This is a genomic window from Paraburkholderia strydomiana, from assembly GCF_046030495.1.
Classification (GTDB): domain Bacteria; phylum Pseudomonadota; class Gammaproteobacteria; order Burkholderiales; family Burkholderiaceae; genus Paraburkholderia; species Paraburkholderia strydomiana_A.
The window spans coordinates 81514-100841 of record NZ_JAQQCJ010000021.1 but is presented as its reverse complement, the minus strand read 5'-3'; the positions used below and the strand labels follow the sequence as shown (position 1 = coordinate 100841).

Here is a 19328-nt window from a genome sequence, read left to right as displayed (position 1 = left end):
GCGTTCTGTTGTGTGCGTTGAAAGCTTCGCATACGAGGCCGTCAAGCCGCGCGGGAGCTTTTCCCGATCTGCCAGGGAGACGTTCCCAAAAGACCCGCAAAAGTCCGCCGCTCGCGATCGCGCTGGGTAGAATGCAGACGTCATGTCAAGCGAACCGATCCACTCATCCTCCGCCGGCAGCCCGTCGCCCGTCTCGGCCATCTGGCGCGATCTCGCATGGGTGCTGGCCGTGACCGCGCTCGCCGGGGTCTTAGGCGCCGCGTTCGATCTCAGCGAACGGGCCTACCGGTTCACGCGTGGCATGGAGCGCTTCCAGCTCGACGAATTGCCGGCCACCTTGTGCGTGCTCTCCATCGGCCTTGCATGGTTTGCGTGGCGCCGCTACCGCGATGCGCGCCGCGAACTGAGCCGCCGCCGCGCGCTGGAAGAACAGGCCGAACGGCTGCTCGCCGACAACCGGCGGCTCGCCAATCAGGCGCTGCAGGCGCAGGAACTCGAGCGCCGTCATCTGGCGCGCGAACTGCACGATGAACTGGGCCAGTATCTGAACGCGATCGCACTGGACGCGGCGCGCATCCGCGATCTGTCCAGTGGTGAGGACATTGTGCAAAGCCGCACACAAGTTCCCGCAGCCACCCGCGCTCCCGACCCGGAGATCCATCGCGTCGCGCTCGGTCTGATCCAGAGTGCGAGCCACGTGTACCGGCAGATCGGCGACATGATCCGCCGCCTGCGTCCCATCGGACTGGACGAGTTCGGCTTGCCGAGCGCGCTCGAACATTGCGTCGACGGCTGGCGCGAGCGGCTGCCCGATGCCTCGTTTTCTCTGACGATCGAAGGTGATTACAGCGGCCTGAGCGACGCGTTGACCATCACGCTCTACCGGCTCGTGCAGGAGGGGCTGACGAACGTGTCGAAGTTCGCCCGCAGTTCACGCGTGGAGGTGTTCATGGTGCGCGCGCCGCGAGAGACGCACGGCACGGACGGGACCGACCCGCTGACCGACGAGATCGTCGTGACCATGGCCGACGACGGCCCCGGCACGGACCTCACGAAGCCGCGCGCCGGCCTCGGGCTGATCGGCATGCGCGAGCGCGTCGAAGCGCTCGGCGGCGAATTCCACGTAGCGAGCGAGCCGCAAGGCGGCTTTCTGTTCTGCGCGCGCGTGCCCGCTCACGCCGGGCTGGCCGAACCCGTGAACTGAAGGCCGAGCCGGCTCGCCATCTGCGCGAGCTGCACGCCGTTGTCGGCGCCGAACTTCTGCCGGATCACGGACTGATGATTCGCCACCGTCTTCTGGCTCAACCCCAGCTTCTCGGCGATGCTCGGCAGCGTATAGCCCTGCACGAGCAGACGCAGCACCTCGAACTCGCGCGCCGACAACTGACGCCCGGGCGGCCCTTCGCTGAAGGCCGTGCGCATCGCGAGCGCCTGTGAGATATCCGGGCTCAGATAGCCCGTGCGCCGCGCGATGGAGCGCACCGCTTCCACCAGCACGTCGGGCGCGCTGGCTTTCGTCACGTAGCCGAGCGCGCCGGCATCGAGCGCGCGGCGCACGAAGATCGACTCTTCATGCACACTGAAGATCAGCACGCACGCATCCGGCTCACGCGCGAGCATGCGCCGCATCGCCTCGACGCCGCTCGCGCCGGGCAGCGACACGTCCATTACGACCACGTCGGGCCGCAACGCGCAAAAGCGCTGATAAGCCTGGGCGGCGTCGGCGGCCTCGCCGCACACCTGCACGTCGGCGTTCAGTTCGAGCAGACGCCGGTAGCCTTCGCGCACGACCGCATGATCGTCGACGAGCAGGACGGAGATGGTTCCCGCACTCATGGTTTTGCTCTGCTGCCGCTGCCGCTGCCGCCGCTGCCGCCGGGCTCGCGGGCCTCGCTCGCGAGCTTGCGCGAATTGGCATCGTTACGAAACAGGATCGGTTGTTCGCGCGGCGCGGCCGTTCCTGCGCAAGCGGAAGCCGACGCCGACGCCGCGCGTTGCACGATTTTCACCACGCTCTCGTGAAACGGCGACTTGTCGCACACGGGATCGGCGTTGGCGGCGTCGCCGGTGAGCATGTAGGCCTGGCAGCGGCAACCACCGAGATCGCGCTCTTTTTCTTCGCAACTGCGGCACGGCTCCTTGAGCCACTTCAAGCCGCGAAAGCGGTTGAACGCGTCGCTCTCGTACCAGATCTCGCGCAACGGCGTCTCTTTCACGTTTGGCAGCACGAGGCCAGGCAGCCCGCGCGCCGCATGACACGGCAATGCCGCGCCGTCCGGCGCGACGCCGAGAAAGACCGCGCCCCAGCCGTTCATGCAGCGTTTGGGGCGGTTCTCGAAGTAGTCGGGCACGACGAAGAAGATCTTGCAGCGCTCGCCATGCGTGCGGCGATAGCGCGCGACCACCGCTTCGGCTTCCTCGAGCTGCTCGCGCGTCGGCATCAACTGCGCCTCGTTTGCGTGCGCCCAGCCGTAGTACTGTGTGTTCGCGAGCTCCAGGTATTCGGCGCCCATCGCCAGCGCCATCTCGATGATCTTGTCGACGTGCGGCAGGTTATAGCGATGCAGCACGCAGTTGAGCACCATCGGAAAGCCATGCTGTTTGATCGACGTAGCGACGCGCTGTTTCAGATCGAAGGTGCGCGTGCTGCTCAGGAAGTCGTTCAACTGTTGCGTCGAATCCTGAAACGACAACTGGATATGGTCGAGCCCCGCCGCCTTCAGATCGTCGAGCCGCTTATCGGTGAGACCGACGCCCGAGGTGATCAGATTCGTGTAGAAGCCGAGCTTGTGGGCTTCCTCCACCAGCACTTCGACGTCGTCGCGCACCAGCGGCTCGCCGCCCGAAAAACCGAGTTGCACCGCGCCGAGCGCGCGCGCGTCGCGCAGCACGTCGATCCATTGCGCGGTGCTGAGTTCGCGGCTGTGATCCGTATAGTCGAGCGGGTTGTAGCAGAACGCGCAATGCAGCGGACAGCGATAGGTCAGCTCCGCGAGCAGCCAGAGCGGCGGCGGCACGGCGTCGGGATTGTCGGGCTGTATGCCGACGACGGGTTGAGCAACCGGTTGCGATAGATCGGTCATCACGCTACTCCAGCCAGCCGCGCGTATGCGCGTCGGCAATGAAGGCTCGCACCTCGGCGCCGAGCCCGGTGGTGTTGAACGTCTGTTCCAGTTCGGCGATCAGCGCGTTCATGTCGCGGGTGCCGTCGCAGCGCTTGAGAATTTCCCCCGCGCTTTGATTGAGCTTCACCATGCCCTCGGGATAGAGCAGCACGTGCGCGTTCTGCGCGGGTTCCCACTGCAGGCGGAAGGGCCTGGCGATCGTCAGCGGAAGGGCGGCTTCAGTGGCGCCGCCGGCGCGTGCGGGGTCGTTCATGGCGTTCATTGTGGAAAGGCCTTTTCGATCGAGTCGAGCATGGTCCACAGAATGTCGAGCTTGAACTGCAGGATCTCGAGCGCCCGTTCCTGCTGATCGCGCCGCGTGAAATGCGTAAGCGTGACTTCGAGTCCGTGCTCCACGTCGCGCTGCGCGAGCGAAATGCGCGAGCGGAAATACGCAAGGCCCTCGGGCTCGATCCACGGATAGCATTCCGGCCAGCTCGCGAGCCGGTCGCGATGAACCTGCGGCGCGAACATTTCCGTGAGCGACGAGCAGACCGATTCCTGCCACGGCGCGCGGCGCGCGAAATTCACATAGGCGTCGACGGCGAAGCGCACGCCGGGCGTCACGTGTTCGAGCGACCAGAGTTCGTCGCGCGACAGGCCCACGGCATCCGCGAGACGCGCCCAGGTTTCGATGCCGCCTTCCGCGCCGTCATAGCCGTCGTGATCGAGAATGCGCAGCACCCAGCGGCGGCGCGTCTCGCGGTCCGGACAGTTCGACAGCACCGCCGCGTCCTTCAGCGGAATGTTGATCTGATAGTAGAAGCGGTTCGCGACCCAGCCGCGAATCTGCTCGCGCGAGCAGCCGCCGCTATTCATCTTCACGTTGAACGGGTGATGGATGTGATAGGCGGTGCCCTTCGCGCGCAACTGCGCCTCGAATTCCTCGCGGCTCCACGCGGGCGCGTCGGCGCCCGAGGTCCGCTGCGTACCCGTCATTGCACTCGCGTCGCGCATCGGCGGCGTCTCATGAGTATCTTTCGCGTTCATACCGTCTCCGTGTTTTTATCGAATACAGCCGCGCCTCGTCAGTGCTCCTTGATACATTCACGCTTCAAAGTTCGAACGTCATGCCGTCGTAGGCGACCTCGATGCCGTGCTCGGCGAGCACGCGCCGCTCGGGGCCGTCTTCGACCAGAATCGGGTTGGTGTTGTTGATATGGATGAGCACCTTGCGGACCTTGCGCGCCTTGCCCGCGGGGTCCGCATCGAGCGAATCCAGCGTGTCGATCATGCCGCCCGCGCCGGTCTGCGGCAGGTGCCCCATATCGGCGGCCGTCTTCTTCGACAGGCCGAGGCGGATCATTTCATCGCCGGTCCACAGCGTGCCGTCCACCAGCAGCAGGTCCGCCTCGCGCATCGCGGCGAGCACGTGGTCTTCGATCGCGCCGAGTCCCGGTGCGTAGAACACGCGCTTGCCCGATTGCAGGTTGGTCAGCACGAGCCCGATGTTGTCGCCCCGCTCGGGCGCATCACGATGCGGCGAGTAGGGCGGCGCCTTGCTCGACAGCGGCAGCGCATCGATGCGCACGCCGCTCAATGCGTCGACGGCGAGCGGCGCGCCGTCGAGCGCAATGCGGCGATGCTCGACGCCGCAATAGTGCGAGAGGATCGGCGCGACCGGAAAGCCGGAACGCAGGTCTTGCCACACGGCGTCGGTCGCGTAGAGCGGCAGCGGCGTATCGCGCTCGCGCAGCATCAGCAGGCCGGTGACATGGTCGATCTGCGCGTCGATCACGAGCACGGCGGCAATGCCGCTGTCGCGCGCGCGGCGAGCGGGCTGAAGCTCGGGATGCGCGGCGATCTGCGCGAGCAGATCGGGCGACGCATTGACGAGCAGCCAGTCCTCACCGTTCGCGCTCACCGCGATCGACGACTGCGTGCGGCGCGTGGCCCTGAGCGTGCCTCGGCGCAAGCCGTCGCAATTACGGCAGTTGCAGTTCCACTGAGGAAAGCCGCCCCCCGCCGATGAGCCGAGCACCTTGATTTTCATGCTGCGTGGCGCAGGCTGCGCCCCTCCTGAACGGTTGAGATGAACATCGTGGCGAGGGTCTGCGCGACGCGTTCGTGAAGCGCCGGGTCGCTCGCCAGATGACCCGCGCTGACCCACTCGAGCTGCGCGGCGGGAACCGCGCGCGCGAGGCGCCGCAGATTCGCCGGCGGACAGACCGGATCGCGCGAACCATGCACCGCGGCGAGCCGCACACCGGCCGATGCCGCACGGCGCGCGAGCGACAGCAAGCGGGTTTCGCCGAGCCAGCAGCGATGCGCGAGATAGTGGCTCTGAATCCGGTATTTGCCGATCAGCTGGCGGGCGAGCCGTGGCGAGTGTCGCGTGCGAGGCGGCACTGCGCGGCCCGTGGCGGCGCTCGCCAGCACCTCGTTTTCATAGCCGCGCCACGCGAGCGCGCGTTGCCGCGTTCCGTTCGCACCGTATTGCAGTCCGGCCGCGCAACGGGCCGCAAGATCCACAGGCCGCTCGCACCCGGCTGCCGCCCGCAAGCGCGACCACGCGCGCGGCGCGCGTCGGCGGGACGTGACGAACAGGCCACGAACTTCGCGTGCGGAGGTGAGAAAGAGGCCGCGCAACACGACGCCCGTGACCGACTGCGGACACTGCCCGGCATACGCGAGCGCGAGCGCCGCGCCCCACGATCCACCGAGCACGCCCCAGCGTTCGAAGCCGAGCCGTTCGCGGATCGCTTCGAGATCGTCAATCAGATAATCGGTGCGGTTGTGGCGCACGCTGCCATGCGGCGTCGACGCGCCGGTGCCGCGCTGGTCGATCAGCACGACGCGAAAACGGTTCAGATCGAAGAGCCGCAGCGAACCCGGCTGACTGCCGCTGCCGGGGCCGCCATGCAATACCGCGACCGGCACGCCGTCGGCCGCGCCGGCCGCCGCGAACCACACGCGATGACCGTCGCGCGTGCGCAGCGTATCGGCTTCGAGCGGCGGCAATGCGTGCCGCGCGGCGGGCTCGCGGCGGCGTATCGTCATGGCAGCATCCTCGCGAGCAGGTTGTCGCGATCGATCCATTGATGCTTGAGCGCGCCCGCCACGTGCAGCACGATCAAAGCAATCAGCACGTAGGCCGTGACTTCGTGAATGCCGAAGAAAAGCTTGCGCAGAGGCGGATCTTCCCAGCCCCACTTCGGCAGCGCGAGGCCCCAGAAACGCGTCCCGAAACGGTTGAACGACGAGCCGAGATAGCCGGCCAGCGGCATCACGATCATGCCGGCGTATAAAAGACCCTGCGTAATGCGCGCGGCGGCGCGTTGCCACGCTCGCATCGGCGGCAAAGGCGGCCGGTTGAAGGCCGCCAGCGCCACGATGCGCAGAAGCACCAGCAGGAAAACCGTCAGTCCGAGCGACTTGTGCAGGTTGATCAACGTCGCTTTGACCGGCAAACCCTTCGGCAATCCGACCATATAGAAGCCGACCGCCAGGAGGCCGAGGATGCCGAACGCGATCAGCCAGTGCAGCGCGATCAGCACGCCCGCATAGCGCGGCCCCCGCGCGCCGGCCTCGATGCCGGGAGCTGGCTTCGCATCTGGCGAATGCACTGTCCTCATGCCTGTCTCCTTCTTTGTCCGGCTGTCTCTTGCCGACACCGTTTCAGTCTGGCCGGGGTCCCGCGCGGCCTGATTACGTCACCCGGCGATCAGTATTTCCCCTCTGCCGTCGACCGCGAGGTCGCCCGTATAGCGAGCCGGCAGGCGCTCGGCGCGCCACTGCGAAAACGGCGCGATGTCGTTTGCGAGGCTGCGCACGAGCAATGACCAGAATACGTCGAATCCGTGACCGCCGCCGGTGAATGTCGCCGGCAGATGCGCGGGGCGCTGCGCGAGCAGCAGCGTGCCGCGCCTCATCCCATAGGCATAATGCGGGCCCAGGCGGCCCGCCACGCCCACCGTACCCGCGACCAGCCGCGAGACCGCGAATTCGCCCGCATTGCCGCCGACCAGCACGAGGCCGCGGCGCATCCGGTCGGCGAGGCGCGCGCCCGCGTTGCCGTGGATCGTCAGCGTGCCCCCGGTCATGCCCTCCATATCGCCCGGCAGCGCGCCGGCGATGAAATCGCCGCTGTCGCCGTTGACCGTCAACCGGCCGCCGCGCATCTCGCAGCCGGTGAAATGCCGTGCATCGCCATCGATCTTCAACTCGCCGCCTGTCATTCGGAAACCGCTGTAGTCGCCCGCCGAACCGTGCACGGCGAGGCGCCCGCCGTCCATCTGCGCGCCGAGCCGGTCGAGCCAGGGGGCGGCGTCTTCGATGATCAGCGCGGCCGAGTCGTCGGCCGTCTCATCGCGCGACACCTGGAACACGTCGCCGACCGCGCAGCACTCGTTGCCGGACGGCAGCACGATGCGCTCGATGTCGGCGACGCTCAGCGCGGCCAGCGCCGTGGGCCGCAGCGCGGCGGCGTCGACCCGAAAGCCGGGCGCGGACTTCACGCGCAAGGTCGTCGTGCTCATGCGCGGCCTCCGTCGAGACCCGCCGCCAGCGCATGCAGATGAAAGTGGTACGGCCCGAGCTTGCCGCCGTAGTTGCCCGCCGAAATGCGCAGCACGCCGCGCGCCAGACCCAACGCCGAGGCCGCGGCGATGCCGGCCGTCATCGCCGCGCCGACGTCGGCATCGGTGAGGCCGTCGATCACGATCTCCAGCACAGAGCCCACCTCCGCGCTGAGTTCACTGTGCGCTGACAGACCGATCAGGCTCGGACAGAACGCGTCATTGGTCGAGGCGCTCGCGCCTTTGTAGCGCGACCCGACCTTCGAGCCCGAGCGGACGATGCCGCCGGGAAACGGCATGATCACGTTCGGCAGCCGGCGCATCGCCGCAACGGCGGCTTCGGCGGCGGCGAGCGCGGCGTCGGTGTCGCGGGCGAGAAACAGCAGGTTGCCGCCGCCGACCGCCTTGACGGTCGCCGCCGTGTCCTCGCAGACGAACTCGCCGTCCATCACCGGCACGCGCCAGTAACGGGTGTCGCCGATCATCTTCGAGATCTGCCAGCCGTCGCCGAAAAAACGCAGGCCGCTGCCGAGCGCCGCGCGATCCGACAGCGGCGCGCGGCTCGTGGCCGGATCGATGCCGCTGAACACGGCGGTCGTGGGGCAGGTGAGCACGGATTGTCCGACGCGCCGCCCGATCTGCTTCGCCAGTTCCTTCGACGACACCGCGAACAGCAGTACCGCGACGCCGGGTCGGCCATCCGGCGTCTCGTCGGGCGGGAGCGCGCGCTCGACGCCCGCCTCGCAGCCGCAACCGATCACCGAAGTCGCGAAGCCCGTCAGCGAGTTCGCCGCGTGCATCGCCCAGACGGGCGTATGGGCGGTGATGATGAGCCGGGTCGCCTTCATCGGAAAGGCCTCCGCGAAGGTGGCGTCGATCGCGGTGCCGTTGATCTCGAGGGTGGCCGGGGCGTTCATTGGGGGCGCTTGGGTAGCCTTGATGGGTTCGCGTGGATCAGTGAGCCAGACAGTCGACGGGCAACAGACGCCCGCCGCGGCAGCAGAGGCAGACTTCGTCGTTGCTGATCGCGGCGTGCGCGAAGTTGCTCGCGAGGTTCGCGTCGCTATAGGCGCGCAGTCTTTTCTCGATGCCGCGGTCGAATTCCGGTGCGACGAAGTGGATCCCGCCGGTCGGCGTGGCGACGAGCGTGCCGTCGCGCGCGACCAGCTCGCCGTCCTTGAACACATAAGCGGGCGACGTGAACATCCGCTCGCGGTCCGGCTCGTCGCGATAGACGGCGATGTCCGCCGCCGCGCCCGCACCCAGATGGCCACGATCGCGCAGACCCAGCAGCCGCGCGGGACCGGCGCGCGTGATGATGGCGATTTCGTAGAGCGAGAACTCGCGCTTCAACTCCGGCAATGCGCTCGCCACCGGCGCATCGGGATGCAGCTTCGCAAGCTGCTCGTCGCGAAAGGACTTGTCCATCAGCAGGCGAATCAGATGCGGATAACTCGTGAACGGGCCGCCGTTCGGATGATCGGTGGTCATCGCGACGCGCCACGGGTCGTCGACCAGCAGGAAAATCTCGAGCCCGATGATCCACTGCAACGCGTTCACGTAGCTTTGTTCGCGATAACGGAACGGCACCACGCCGCAGCCCGCATCGCATTCGATGTCGCCGGCCACCCACTTGTGCGGCCGCGCGAGCGGTGTGTTGCGGAACTGCATCATCGTGTCACCCGAGGCCGTGACGGTTTGTCCAAAGATGATCTGGCCGACGTCGATCGATACGTTCGGCCGCGCGTTCACCGCATCGGCGATCTGCCGCGCGCCCGACGAAAACTTTTGCGGTCCTTCGACACCGTAGCTGTGAAACTGGATGTGCGTCAGATGGATGGGCAGGCCGTCGGCGGCGTCCATGGTCGCGATCGTCGAATCGAGATTGCCGGGCACGCCGAGATTGCTCGCATGCACATGCAGCGGATGCGGCACGCGCAATTCGGTCAGCGCGCGCGACAGCGTGTGCAGCACCTCGCGCGGCGTGATGCCGTAATGCACGTGCGGCTCGTCGACGTCGAGCGAACGCTGGTTGAACTTGAACGCGGAGATGCCGCCGGGGTTGACCACTTTCACACCGAGCGCCTTGCTCGCGTGAATCGTCCAGCCGACGTAATCGCGCAGGCGCTCGAAGTCGTCGCGCGCCGCGAGCATTTGCAGGAACAGTTCGTCGTTGCCGAGCATCACGTAGGCGCCGTGATCGATGATTGGCGTGTCGCCCATTTCGAGGTGTGTGTGGCGCGCGTTGGACGGCATCATCGCCGGTTCGAACGCGGCCGTGTAGCCCATTTCGGCGTAGCGGTAGCCGGTGGCGAGCGTGCCGGGCGTGCAAACGCCGCACGACGGCAGACGCAGATAGCGGCCTGCATCGTCCTGCACCGATTCGTAGGCGGCGTCGCGCAGCGGATCGCTGCGATGGTCTTCGGGCAGCAGCAGCCGCGACAGATTGGTCTTGCCGCCGCCGATATGCGAGTGCAGGTCGATGCCGCCCGCCATCACGATCATGCCGGTGGCGTCGTATTCGCGGTCGGCCGGCGTATTGGCCGGCACGTCGACGATGCGCCCGTCGCGGAAGCTCAGGTCGCGGCGCTCGCCGTTCACGCCGTTGGCCGGATCGAAGATCGTGCCGCCTTTCAGTCGGACCAGCGTCATGGGTGCTCCTGCTCGGTGCGCGGTGCAGCGGGGCGCGTGGTCTGCTGCGCCGTCAACCGCCCACTCAGCTGAGCGGCAAGCGACGCCACGGTGTCCAGCGCGGCGCCACGCGCGGCGGCCAGCGGCATCACCACCGAAGCGTCGACGCGAAACAGATGACCGGTGCCGTCGATGCCCGGCGTCGCGGCCGGAATGAACACCGTGTTCGCGCCGCGCGCCTTCGTTGCCGCTGCAAGCGCCGGATGACCGAGCACGATCAGCGCAACGGCAGGATCGAGCGAGGCCGGCCATGCATGCGGCGCGAAGCTCGCGACCCACAGCAGCGCATCCACTTCGCCGTCGGCGAGCAGCCGCGCAGTGCGATAGCGGTACGGATCGTGGTCGAGCGGCGCGGTGCCGGCGAGCCGCGCGGGCGTCGACACGCGTGTGCGCAGCGGCATGCCGGAGAGCCATGTCACCGTCTGGTTGACCGTCAACGCGCCGTCGTCGCCGCCGAGCGCGAGACAGGCCGCACGCGTCGTGCGGTTCGCCGCCTTGACGATCCGGTTCAGGGCTTCGATGAGCAGCGCCGCATGTGGACCGGGCAAGGCGGCCGGCTCGTAGACGAGGACCGTGTAGCGCGCTGCGGCGATGCGTGCCTGCAGTGCGGCGAGCGTCGCCGCTGCGCCGGGGTCGGCGTGACTGCTGTCGTTGTGCAGCGCCTCGGGGGCACGCCCTTCGGCAAGCGCGGACCACAGCGCGAGCGTGTCATAGGGATCGCTGTGCGGCAGCAGCGTTTCCGTTCGCGCATGAGTGAGGCCGGCCGTCGCCGGGTCCACCGCGCTGCCGACGAAGACCAGCTCACGCTCGCTATCGGTGCCCGCCAGCGTCCGCGTGAAAAACCGCGGATAACGCTGCGAGGGCTGGCATCCGAAGAACACTAGCAAGTCGGCCCGCGAGCGCACTTCGGAGAGCGTCGTGAAGAACGAACCACGGTCCTGCAACGCGAGCGTCGCGGGGCTCAGCGCGTCGCCGTGCAGATGATCGAGCATCGCGCCGCAGCCGGCCGCGAGCGTATAGAGCGCCCGGGCACCGGCGACGTCGGTGGCGAGTCCGCCGAATAGCGGACGCCGCGCATCCGCCAGAATCTGCGCGGCGCGCGCCAACGCGGTATCGCGGTCCGCCTCGTTGCCGTCCACGAGCGCGCCGCATCGTGTGTCCGCCGCACCGAACTGCGCGAGCGCCTGCGAAAGCCGCGGGCATTCGGTGTCCGGCACGGTGAGCGTGCCGTCACCATGCGATGCGACGACGAGGTCGTCGCAGAGCAATGGGCAGAACGGGCAGGTCCAGTCGCGTGTGATCGCCGGTGCGCCGGCAGCGCCCGATGCGCTCGTGCGTGAGGTCGATGGATCGGTGGGCGAAAGATGCATGGCGCACTTTTAGCAAGCTCCATGCCGATCGATGCAACGGTCTGCCGGCGCAGTCGTATCGCGCCTGACGTGCACGGTCGTGCTGCTTTGCGCACAGCGGGATTCGGACGATCGACGCGCATTCGCCAGCAACCTCTGATCAACATTCGGTCGCGATGCAATCAACATGCTTCAGCGCGTGTGCGCCGTACAGGTTGTGTGCGCGGCTGGAGCAGAGTGTCACGCGCAGCCTGTCTGGCTTGCCGTTGGCTTGTCGTTCGTTTACATGCAGGGCCTGCGCGCCGCGTGGCATGGAAATTGTATGGCAAGCCTACAGCGATTCGAGTTGCGCGGCGCCGATCTGCCCGTCGTGCAATGCGGAGGCGACGAGCCACGCTGTTGCACCGGCGCTGGCCGCGGTGTCCATATCGGCGCGATGGCGGATGCCGCCCGCGCCGATCACCGTGGTGTGCGACCCGGCGCTGGCGCGGATGCGTTCGAAAGTGTCGAGGTCGGGGCCCGTGTAACTGCCGACCTGATCGAGCGTCATCGCGATCACACGCGAGGGCCACCACGCCGACGAAGGTTCGAGCGCCGTGACCGAGAGCAGGCGGCCCGCCCGATGATCGAGCGAGAGGATCGGCGCGAGGCCGGCGGCCTGCGCGGTATGCAGTGCGTGGATGTCACGCAGCGTCTCCGTGCCGAACACGGGCACGAGAGTCGCGAGCGGTGGGTGGTGAGCAGCAGGGCCGTCGCGTTGGCCGATGGCGTCGATGTGGTCGAACAGCGCGCGCATCGACGCGTAGTCCGCATAGCCCGCGTCGAGCCAGAGCTCGATACCGGGCAGCGCGGCACGTAAGGCGGCGAGCTCGGCGGCATGCGCGCCGCCTTGCAGGATCGCGCCGAGGTCGGCGATGTACAGCGTGCGTGCGCCGCTCGCGGCAAGCAGCGCGCGGGCGAGGGCAAGCGGCTCGCTGGCGGCGGCGAGGCGGGACTGGATGGGCCGATAGGCTGTCCGCTCGCCGCGCACCGCGCGCACCACATGGCCGTCGAGCAGATCGAGAACCGGTATCACCTGCATAGGGGCGCGTTCCTTTGACCAAGATCTTTGTCTACGAGTATCTCACCGGCGGCGGCATCGATCCCGCTCTGGCCGACGCAGGCAGTCTCGCCGACCTGAGCGCGCTGATCGTCGAAGGACGCGTGATGCGCGACGCGCTGGTCGCCGATCTGCGCGAACTCGACGGCGTGCAGGTCACCTTCGCGACCTCGCGCTTCGAAACACCCGCGCCGGGGCAGCGCCATTGTATGGCCGCGCCCGGCGAATCGATGACGGCCTTCGTCGCGCGTGCCGCGCGCGAACACGATTACGCGTGGATCATCGCGCCCGAATGCGACGGCTTGCTGCTGCGCTTTTACGATGCGGTCGGCTCGGCTCGCTGGCTTGGCTGCGCGAAGGAGGCGATCCGCGTGGCGTCGAGCAAGAGCGCGACTGCGGCGTGTCTCGCCGCGCACGGCATTGCCGCAACGTCCGTGCTCGAACCCGGGCAAGCGGGAGAACCGGCGCACGGCCGTTGGGTCGTGAAGCCCGACGACGGCGCGGGCGGTCTCGATACCTTCGTCTTCGACCGTTTCGCCGATGCCTGCGCCGAGTACGACGCGCGCGCGGCCGCGGCGCGCAATCCGGTGCTGCAGGAATGGGTCGACGGCGAGCCGCTGAGTTTGTCGCTGATCTGCCGCGACCGGCATGCCGAAGTCATCAGCATCAATCGTCAGCAGATCGGGCTGAGCGCCGGTGTCGGGTCGTCCCGGCAGCCGCAGATCGTCGAATTCGACGGCGTGCTGGTCGATCAGTTCGATCGGTTCAGCGACGAGGGCCGCACGCTGACCGCGCTCGCGCTGCGCGTCGCGATGGCGCTGCCGGGCTTGCGGGGTTTCGTCGGCATCGACGTGGTGTGGCATCCGCAGCGCGGACCAGTCGTGATCGAGGTGAATCCGCGTCTCACGGTGGCTTATGCCGGGCTCGCGGCGACACGCGGCGGCAAGCTCGCGTGCGCGTTGCTGGAGGCGCACGGGGTGCGCATCGCGCGATGCGCCGCGACGTGCGCGGGTCCGCAGCCGACCCTCGGGGCACAGCCTTGAGCGCCGCGCATCCCGCACGTGCGGCGTCGGACGCCACAGCGTTCGGCTGGGACGTCGGCGGCGCGCATGTGAAGGTGTCGATGGCCGATCGCAGCGGCGCCGTGCTCGATGTCGCGCAATGGGCCTGCCCGCTGTGGCAGGGACTCGACCATCTGGAGCGCACCGTCGAGCTCGTGTTCGAGCGCTGGCCGCAGGCTCGCGCGACCGACGCGCGGCACGCGGTGACGATGACCGGTGAGATGGTCGACCTGTTCGCGGACCGCGCCGAAGGCGTGCGCGCGATCGTCGCCACGCTCGGCCAGCGGCTCGGCGCGCGGCTCAGGTTTTACGGCGGCGACGCCGGCTGGTTCGCCGCTGACGCCTGCGCGGCCAACTGGCGCCACATCGCGTCGGCGAACTGGCTCGCGACCGCGCGCTGGGTCGCCACCGGCGTGCCGAACGCGGTGCTCGTCGATATCGGCAGCACGACCACCGACATCATTCCGATCGTCGGCGGCCGCGTGGTCGCGCGCGCCGTGACCGACGCCGGCCGCCTCGCCACCGGCGAACTCGTGTACCAGGGGGTCGTGCGCACGCCGTTGTGCGGCATCGCGCACCGCATCGACTTTGGCGGCGTCACGGTCAACGTGATGAACGAATGGTTCGCGACCAGCGCCGACATTTACCGGCTGACCGGCGAACTGAACCCGCTGCACGACGTGCATCCGAGCGCCGACCAGGGACCGAAGACGCAGGCCGCGAGTAGTGCGCGGCTCGCCCGTATGATCGGGCGCGATGTGCATGAAGCCGACGCGATCGAATGGCGCCGCTTCGCGCAGCGCTGGCGCGCGCTGCAGTTGCGCGAAATCGGCGCGAACCTCGCACGGGTGGCCGCGGCGCATCCGGCGTTGAGCGCCGCGCCGCTGGTGGGCGCGGGCTGCGGCCGCTTCCTTGCCACCGCGCTGGCGCGTGAGGAGGCGCGCGGTTATGTCGATTTCGGCGCGCTGGCGGGCGTGCCGGACAGTTGCGCGGCGTGGGCGGCGACTTGCGCGCCGAGCGTGGCGGTCGCGCTGCTCGCACTGAGCGAGCGCCACACCGGCGAGCCCGGGGTGCGCCGTGTGGCGTGAGATGAAAACGGCGGCGCGCAGCGCCGTCCAACGATAGGACGCGCAAGCAGGCATGCGCGCCGAAGAATGTGATTGGCAGCATGACGCAACAGACGGGCACTCAACCGGAAGTGAGGACAACAGTCATGTGGGTGGTCAAGATCGGAGGCAGTCTCAGTCATGAGCCGACGCTGCGCCACTGGCTCGCCGAGCTATGCGAGATCGGGGGCGGACGCGTCGTCATCGTACCGGGCGGCGGCGATTTCGCGGACAAGGTGCGGCAATACCAGAACGAGTGGCGCTTCGACGATCTCGCCGCGCACAACATGTCGCTGCTCGCGATGACCCAGTACGCGCTGCTGATGAAGGGCGTGTTCCCCGAACTCGTGCTGGCCTCGAGCGAGGCCAAGATTCGCCGCACGTTGCGCGACGGGCATGTCGCCGTGTGGGTGCCGACCGCGCTGATGCGCGACACGCCCGATGCGATGAGCAACTGGGACACGACCTCGGACAGCCTCGCGGCCTGGCTGTCGACGATGCTCAACGCGGAGCGGCTGATCGTGGTGAAGTCCTGTCCGATCGCCGCCGACGACGCGCTCGACACGCTGTCCGCGGCGGGCGTGGTCGATCGCCGTTTCGTGGACTACGTGAAGGATGCGAACTATGTGGTCGAGCTATTCGACAAGAACAGCGTGGCGTTGATGCGTGACCGGTTGCTTAACAGCCCGGTCACGTGAGGGATTGGCTGACCGGTTCCATCGGCTCTGCTGGGGTTCCATGGGTCGCTCCCGTCGGTGCACCTGTGCTTGCCGGGTGAGCAGAACGACAGGGACGCGAGGCGTGCCGACGTCCCCCCGCACTCGTTATGGCCGCGCCGCGCTCGCATCGTCTTGCGCCGATGCACCGCCGCTTACGCCCCGCCCGCCGGGCCGATGCAAGGCGCTGGCCCATTGCGCGACGCGCTGCGGATCGAGCCGCGAGCGCCGCCCATCCGCGCATAACGCGGTGCGAAACCCCGCCACATCGGGCGCGAGCGCGCGGATCTGCTCGAGCTGCGCCCACCCGAGCGCACCGGCAATGCCGCCCATCCCGCCGCGCGCACGCGTGAGCCGCAGCCAACGCGCGAGCGTATCGACATCCACGTGATCGAACAGCGTGCTGCCGTCCTTGCCGGCGGTATCGAACATCACGCCGACAAAGCCGAGCGCAGCGGTGTGCGTGACCAGATCGTCGTCCATGCCGCCGTCGCACAGGAGCACGGGCACTACCGCCGCCGGCAGATTCGCGAGCTGCTCGATGCAGCGTCGCGCGCACGGTCCACGCGCCACGCCCACCTTCACATAGTCGATGCCCGCGTCGCTGACTTCGATCACACGCGAGGCGATCTCGTCGAACGCGTCGGCGGGCACGTCGCCGATCGTCGCGCTGATCGGCTTGACCGGGTAGCGCGCGCGCAACTGCCGGGCGATGTTCGTAATCTCGCCGATCGCGAGTCCGCCGAGCGCGCCCGCGTTCGGCTCCTTCAGGTCGATCAGTTCGGCGCCGGCGCGAGCGGCGTCGAATGCTTCGTCATCCGAGCGGACGCTCGCAAGCAGTGCGGTCATCGGTCATCTCCGGAAAAACTAGTGGTGGACGGCGGCGCTGGCGGTGTGGCCGCCGGACGATTCGAGGCTCGCCCGATGCCGCGCGACCGCGGCGACGAGCCAGCCCCATGCCGTGCGCTCGTTGTCGCCGGCGGTTTTGTCGATCGCGATCTGCAGGTAGGCCATCTCGCGATCGACCTTGTCGGCGGGCAGCATGAAGAGGCGGCTCACGAGAATCGCGCCTTCGACCACCGCCGACTGCGCGCGGTTGAAGCCGGCAAACGGCGCGTGATTTTCGTGGTACACGCATTTCATGCGCAGCACCGGGCGCTCGGCATCGTCGCGCAATTCGTCGAGTTCGAGTTCGGCGTGCGCGAGCGATTCGGCGAGCCGCACGCTGGCGACGCAGCTTGCGGACAGCGTGGGCCAGTCGGTCATGTAATGCGTGACGCAGCCTGCAAAGACGCGCACGTCGGTGGTGAAATTCAGAACCGCTGCCCGCGACGCGACGATATTGTCGAGTGTCGTGGACGGGCGAAAAGGGGAAAGGATGACATGGTCACCCTCATAGCGCGCCCCCATCGGGGCGATGTGAGGACGGCCATCGCACGCTGCCGTGGTGACGATCGTTTCGTGGATCATGAGTGAGAACGCGTGTCCTGACAGCGCCGAAAGGCCGGCCGGTTAGCTAACGACAATCACAGACCGCAGAGGGGCCGCGCCAGGCGGCCCTTCTGCGGGTTTAACGCGTAGCGACATACATCACGATTTCAAAACCGAGACGCACATCGGTGTAGCTCGGAGTGGTCCATTGCATACGTGCTTCCTCCATGGATTGAAACAGCGTTGCGCCACCGGCCCGACATGGTGCCGGACTTCGGCGGCATCCGGCATCACGCAAGCTCTATGCCCATGTGTGATGCCGACGGTATGCGCCGGCGCGCGTCGGCACCGCAATACAGCGTCTGCCGAATTACACCGGCGCCACGGCCACACAGCCTGCCCGGAAGGGCTGCCGCGCGGTGTGGCGAAAACGAAGCAAAGTGTTCCATCGCAATCGGGTGACGCTCATTGCGCTGTCACGTGATCCTCGCATCGCCTCCAACACATTCTGCACCGATTCCTCGAACGCTGCCGGGAATCCGCTTCGCAATATGCAATCGATAACGGATCGGTTAAGTCTGCCAAATAAAATCGTGAATTCCCCTTGGCGTCGTCCGTGCCTACAGTGCAACTCAAGCGCTTCGTTCTTCCGGCAACGCGCTTGCCACATTCGAGGACACGTCATGAACGATTTCAGTCAACCGGTGGTGATCGAGCCCGAACGCAATCCGCGCAATCCACGCGAACGGTACGCAGCAGGTGTCATGAAATACCGCGAGATGGGTTACTGGCAACCCGATTACGAGCCGAAGGAAACCGACGTCATCGCGCTGTTTCGCATCACGCCGCAACCCGGCGTCGACCCGGAGGAAGCGGCGGCCGCGGTGGCCGGCGAATCGTCGACGGCGACGTGGACGGTCGTGTGGACCGACCGGCTGACCGCGTGCGACATGTATCGCGCCAAAGCCTATCGCGTCGAGCCGGTGCCGGCCTCGCGCGCCGACGAGCCGCAGTTTTTCGCGTACATCGCCTATGACCTCGACCTGTTCGAAGAGGGCTCGGTCGCGAACCTGACCGCGTCGATCATCGGCAACGTGTTCGGTTTCAAACCGCTCAAGGCGCTGCGTCTCGAAGACATGCGCATACCTGTTGCTTATCTGAAGACTTTCCAGGGACCGCCGACCGGCATCGTCGTCGAGCGCGAACGTCTCGACAAGTATGGGCGGCCGCTGCTCGGCGCGACGGTCAAGCCGAAGCTGGGTTTGTCGGGCAAGAACTATGGGCGGGTCGTCTATGAAGGCTTGCGCGGCGGACTCGATTTCCTTAAGGACGATGAAAACATCAACTCGCAGGCCTTCATGCATTGGCGCGACCGCTTCCTGTTTTCAATGGACGCGGTGAACCGCGCGCAAGCGGAAACCGGCGAAGTCAAAGGTCATTATCTGAACGTCACGGCCGGCACGATGGAGGACATGTACGAGCGCGCCGAATTCGCGAAGGAACTCGGCTCATGCATCGTGATGATCGACCTCGTGATCGGCTGGACCGCAATTCAGTCGATGTCGCGCTGGGCCCGCAGGAACGACATGATCCTGCATCTGCATCGCGCCGGGCACAGCACGTACACGCGGCAACGCAATCACGGCATCTCGTTTCGCGTGATCGCGAAGTGGCTGCGCATGGCGGGTGTCGATCACGCGCATGCGGGCACGGCGGTCGGCAAGCTCGAAGGCGATCCGCTGTCGGTGCAGGGTTACTACAACGTCTGCCGCGACGCGCGCAACGCGGTCGATCTGTCGCGCGGGATTTTCTTTGATCAGCCGTGGGCCGGCTTGCGCAAGGTGATGCCGGTGGCGTCGGGCGGAATTCACGCGGGACAGATGCATCAACTGCTCGACCTGTTCGGCGACGACGCGATCCTGCAGTTCGGCGGCGGCACGATCGGTCACCCGGGCGGTATTCAGGCGGGCGCGGTGGCGAACCGCGTCGCGCTCGAAGCGATGGTCAAGGCGCGCAACGAAGGCCGCGACATTCTCAACGAGGGGCCGGAGGTGCTCGAAGCCGCCGCTCGCTGGTGCACGCCGCTCAAGCAGGCGCTCGACACGTGGCGAGATGTGACTTTCAACTACGCGTCCACCGATACGCCGGATTTCGCCGCCACGCCGACGGCGGCCTAGACGATGTAAGCGACGTC

General features: G+C 67.3%; 20 protein-coding genes. 5 read left to right on the top strand and 15 right to left on the bottom strand.

Features of this window, described 5'->3' with window-relative positions; genetic code table 11:
* Positions 1 to 142: 142 nt before the first annotated feature.
* Positions 143 to 1204 (top strand): ATP-binding protein, encoded by a 1062-nt coding sequence (locus PQQ53_RS25220; protein WP_408327016.1) that lies wholly within the window; start codon positions 143 to 145, stop codon positions 1202 to 1204.
* Here the strand turns inward: PQQ53_RS25220 and PQQ53_RS25215 are convergent.
* The 12 genes from PQQ53_RS25215 to PQQ53_RS25160 form a co-directional block, all read right to left on the bottom strand.
* Positions 1174 to 1836, bottom strand: coding sequence for a response regulator (locus tag PQQ53_RS25215; RefSeq protein ID WP_408155852.1), 663 nt, complete (start codon positions 1834 to 1836; stop codon positions 1174 to 1176). The genes PQQ53_RS25220 and PQQ53_RS25215 overlap by 31 nt on opposite strands.
* A complete protein-coding gene (gene pqqE, locus PQQ53_RS25210; RefSeq protein ID WP_408327013.1) occupies positions 1833 to 3083 on the bottom strand; it encodes a pyrroloquinoline quinone biosynthesis protein PqqE in 1251 nt (416 codons plus the stop codon). The genes PQQ53_RS25215 and pqqE overlap by 4 nt, the downstream gene beginning before the upstream one ends.
* A 4-nt stretch (positions 3084 to 3087) precedes the next feature.
* Positions 3088 to 3378, bottom strand: coding sequence for a pyrroloquinoline quinone biosynthesis peptide chaperone PqqD (pqqD, locus tag PQQ53_RS25205; RefSeq protein WP_408327075.1), 291 nt, complete (start codon positions 3376 to 3378; stop codon positions 3088 to 3090).
* Between the two features lie 5 nt (positions 3379 to 3383).
* On the bottom strand, positions 3384 to 4154 hold the full coding sequence (gene pqqC, locus PQQ53_RS25200) for a pyrroloquinoline-quinone synthase PqqC (RefSeq protein WP_408155848.1): 771 nt from the start codon (positions 4152 to 4154) through the stop codon (positions 3384 to 3386).
* A gap of 64 nt (positions 4155 to 4218) precedes the next feature.
* Positions 4219 to 5157, bottom strand: a complete 939-nt coding sequence (pqqB, locus tag PQQ53_RS25195; protein ID WP_408141310.1) for a pyrroloquinoline quinone biosynthesis protein PqqB — start codon at positions 5155 to 5157, stop codon at positions 4219 to 4221.
* A complete protein-coding gene (locus PQQ53_RS25190) occupies positions 5154 to 6164 on the bottom strand; it encodes an alpha/beta fold hydrolase (protein ID WP_408327010.1) in 1011 nt (336 codons plus the stop codon). Before PQQ53_RS25190 ends, pqqB begins: the two co-directional genes overlap by 4 nt.
* A complete protein-coding gene (locus PQQ53_RS25185) occupies positions 6161 to 6739 on the bottom strand; it encodes a cytochrome b (RefSeq protein WP_408141312.1) in 579 nt (192 codons plus the stop codon). The genes PQQ53_RS25190 and PQQ53_RS25185 overlap by 4 nt, the downstream gene beginning before the upstream one ends.
* Positions 6740 to 6817: 78 nt before the next feature.
* Positions 6818 to 7642 carry a formylmethanofuran dehydrogenase subunit C gene (locus PQQ53_RS25180; protein ID WP_408327007.1) on the bottom strand — a complete coding sequence of 275 codons (825 nt, stop codon included), beginning with the start codon at positions 7640 to 7642 and terminating at the stop codon, positions 6818 to 6820.
* Positions 7639 to 8598, bottom strand: a complete 960-nt coding sequence (gene fhcD / locus PQQ53_RS25175; RefSeq protein WP_408141314.1) for a formylmethanofuran--tetrahydromethanopterin N-formyltransferase — start codon at positions 8596 to 8598, stop codon at positions 7639 to 7641. The genes PQQ53_RS25180 and fhcD overlap by 4 nt, the downstream gene beginning before the upstream one ends.
* Positions 8599 to 8635: 37 nt before the next feature.
* On the bottom strand, positions 8636 to 10333 hold the full coding sequence (locus PQQ53_RS25170; RefSeq protein ID WP_408155842.1) for a formylmethanofuran dehydrogenase subunit A: 1698 nt from the start codon (positions 10331 to 10333) through the stop codon (positions 8636 to 8638).
* On the bottom strand, positions 10330 to 11742 hold the full coding sequence (locus tag PQQ53_RS25165) for a molybdopterin-binding domain-containing protein (protein ID WP_408327004.1): 1413 nt from the start codon (positions 11740 to 11742) through the stop codon (positions 10330 to 10332). The genes PQQ53_RS25170 and PQQ53_RS25165 overlap by 4 nt, the downstream gene beginning before the upstream one ends.
* Positions 11743 to 12052: 310 nt before the next feature.
* A complete protein-coding gene (locus PQQ53_RS25160) occupies positions 12053 to 12802 on the bottom strand; it encodes a HisA/HisF-related TIM barrel protein (protein WP_408155838.1) in 750 nt (249 codons plus the stop codon).
* A gap of 14 nt (positions 12803 to 12816) precedes the next feature.
* On the opposite strand from PQQ53_RS25160, the gene PQQ53_RS25155 reads away from it, so the two are divergent.
* The 3 genes from PQQ53_RS25155 to PQQ53_RS25145 all read left to right on the top strand — a co-directional run bounded on the left by PQQ53_RS25155 (position 12817) and on the right by PQQ53_RS25145 (position 15685).
* Complete coding sequence (locus tag PQQ53_RS25155; protein WP_408327001.1) at positions 12817 to 13863, top strand: ATP-grasp domain-containing protein; 1047 nt, start codon at positions 12817 to 12819, stop codon at positions 13861 to 13863.
* On the top strand, positions 13860 to 14969 hold the full coding sequence (locus PQQ53_RS25150) for a hydantoinase/oxoprolinase family protein (protein ID WP_408326998.1): 1110 nt from the start codon (positions 13860 to 13862) through the stop codon (positions 14967 to 14969). Before PQQ53_RS25155 ends, PQQ53_RS25150 begins: the two co-directional genes overlap by 4 nt.
* A gap of 125 nt (positions 14970 to 15094) precedes the next feature.
* Positions 15095 to 15685, top strand: coding sequence for an amino acid kinase family protein (locus PQQ53_RS25145; RefSeq protein WP_408141511.1), 591 nt, complete (start codon positions 15095 to 15097; stop codon positions 15683 to 15685).
* Between the two features lie 126 nt (positions 15686 to 15811).
* Here PQQ53_RS25145 and PQQ53_RS25140 read toward each other — a convergent pair whose 3' ends face one another.
* The 3 genes from PQQ53_RS25140 to pqqA all read right to left on the bottom strand — a co-directional run bounded on the left by PQQ53_RS25140 (position 15812) and on the right by pqqA (position 17348).
* Positions 15812 to 16552 carry a (5-formylfuran-3-yl)methyl phosphate synthase gene (locus PQQ53_RS25140; protein ID WP_408141320.1) on the bottom strand — a complete coding sequence of 247 codons (741 nt, stop codon included), beginning with the start codon at positions 16550 to 16552 and terminating at the stop codon, positions 15812 to 15814.
* An 18-nt stretch (positions 16553 to 16570) separates the two neighbouring features.
* The gene (locus tag PQQ53_RS25135) at positions 16571 to 17173 is read right to left on the bottom strand and encodes a DUF447 domain-containing protein (RefSeq protein ID WP_408326996.1); all 603 of its coding nucleotides are present in this window, start codon (positions 17171 to 17173) and stop codon (positions 16571 to 16573) included.
* Between the two features lie 100 nt (positions 17174 to 17273).
* A complete protein-coding gene (pqqA, locus tag PQQ53_RS25130; RefSeq protein WP_113062024.1) occupies positions 17274 to 17348 on the bottom strand; it encodes a pyrroloquinoline quinone precursor peptide PqqA in 75 nt (24 codons plus the stop codon).
* A 469-nt stretch (positions 17349 to 17817) separates the two neighbouring features.
* Here pqqA and PQQ53_RS25125 point away from each other — a divergent pair, with 469 nt between their 5' ends.
* Positions 17818 to 19311 (top strand): ribulose-bisphosphate carboxylase large subunit, encoded by a 1494-nt coding sequence (locus tag PQQ53_RS25125; protein WP_408141322.1) that lies wholly within the window; start codon positions 17818 to 17820, stop codon positions 19309 to 19311.
* Positions 19312 to 19328 lie beyond the last annotated feature (17 nt).

Coding starts and splice junctions, on each gene's coding strand:
- PQQ53_RS25220 (WP_408327016.1), top strand. CDS start 143: ATGTCAAGCGAACCGATCCACTCATCCTCCGCCGGCAGCCCGTCGCCC.
- PQQ53_RS25215 (WP_408155852.1), bottom strand. CDS start 1,836: ATGAGTGCGGGAACCATCTCCGTCCTGCTCGTCGACGATCATGCGGTC.
- pqqE (WP_408327013.1), bottom strand. CDS start 3,083: ATGACCGATCTATCGCAACCGGTTGCTCAACCCGTCGTCGGCATACAG.
- pqqD (WP_408327075.1), bottom strand. CDS start 3,378: ATGAACGACCCCGCACGCGCCGGCGGCGCCACTGAAGCCGCCCTTCCG.
- pqqC (WP_408155848.1), bottom strand. CDS start 4,154: ATGAACGCGAAAGATACTCATGAGACGCCGCCGATGCGCGACGCGAGT.
- pqqB (WP_408141310.1), bottom strand. CDS start 5,157: ATGAAAATCAAGGTGCTCGGCTCATCGGCGGGGGGCGGCTTTCCTCAG.
- PQQ53_RS25190 (WP_408327010.1), bottom strand. CDS start 6,164: ATGACGATACGCCGCCGCGAGCCCGCCGCGCGGCACGCATTGCCGCCG.
- PQQ53_RS25185 (WP_408141312.1), bottom strand. CDS start 6,739: ATGAGGACAGTGCATTCGCCAGATGCGAAGCCAGCTCCCGGCATCGAG.
- PQQ53_RS25180 (WP_408327007.1), bottom strand. CDS start 7,642: ATGAGCACGACGACCTTGCGCGTGAAGTCCGCGCCCGGCTTTCGGGTC.
- fhcD (WP_408141314.1), bottom strand. CDS start 8,598: ATGAACGCCCCGGCCACCCTCGAGATCAACGGCACCGCGATCGACGCC.
- PQQ53_RS25170 (WP_408155842.1), bottom strand. CDS start 10,333: ATGACGCTGGTCCGACTGAAAGGCGGCACGATCTTCGATCCGGCCAAC.
- PQQ53_RS25165 (WP_408327004.1), bottom strand. CDS start 11,742: ATGCATCTTTCGCCCACCGATCCATCGACCTCACGCACGAGCGCATCG.
- PQQ53_RS25160 (WP_408155838.1), bottom strand. CDS start 12,802: ATGCAGGTGATACCGGTTCTCGATCTGCTCGACGGCCATGTGGTGCGC.
- PQQ53_RS25145 (WP_408141511.1), top strand. CDS start 15,095: ATGTGGGTGGTCAAGATCGGAGGCAGTCTCAGTCATGAGCCGACGCTG.
- PQQ53_RS25140 (WP_408141320.1), bottom strand. CDS start 16,552: ATGACCGCACTGCTTGCGAGCGTCCGCTCGGATGACGAAGCATTCGAC.
- PQQ53_RS25135 (WP_408326996.1), bottom strand. CDS start 17,173: ATGATCCACGAAACGATCGTCACCACGGCAGCGTGCGATGGCCGTCCT.
- PQQ53_RS25125 (WP_408141322.1), top strand. CDS start 17,818: ATGAACGATTTCAGTCAACCGGTGGTGATCGAGCCCGAACGCAATCCG.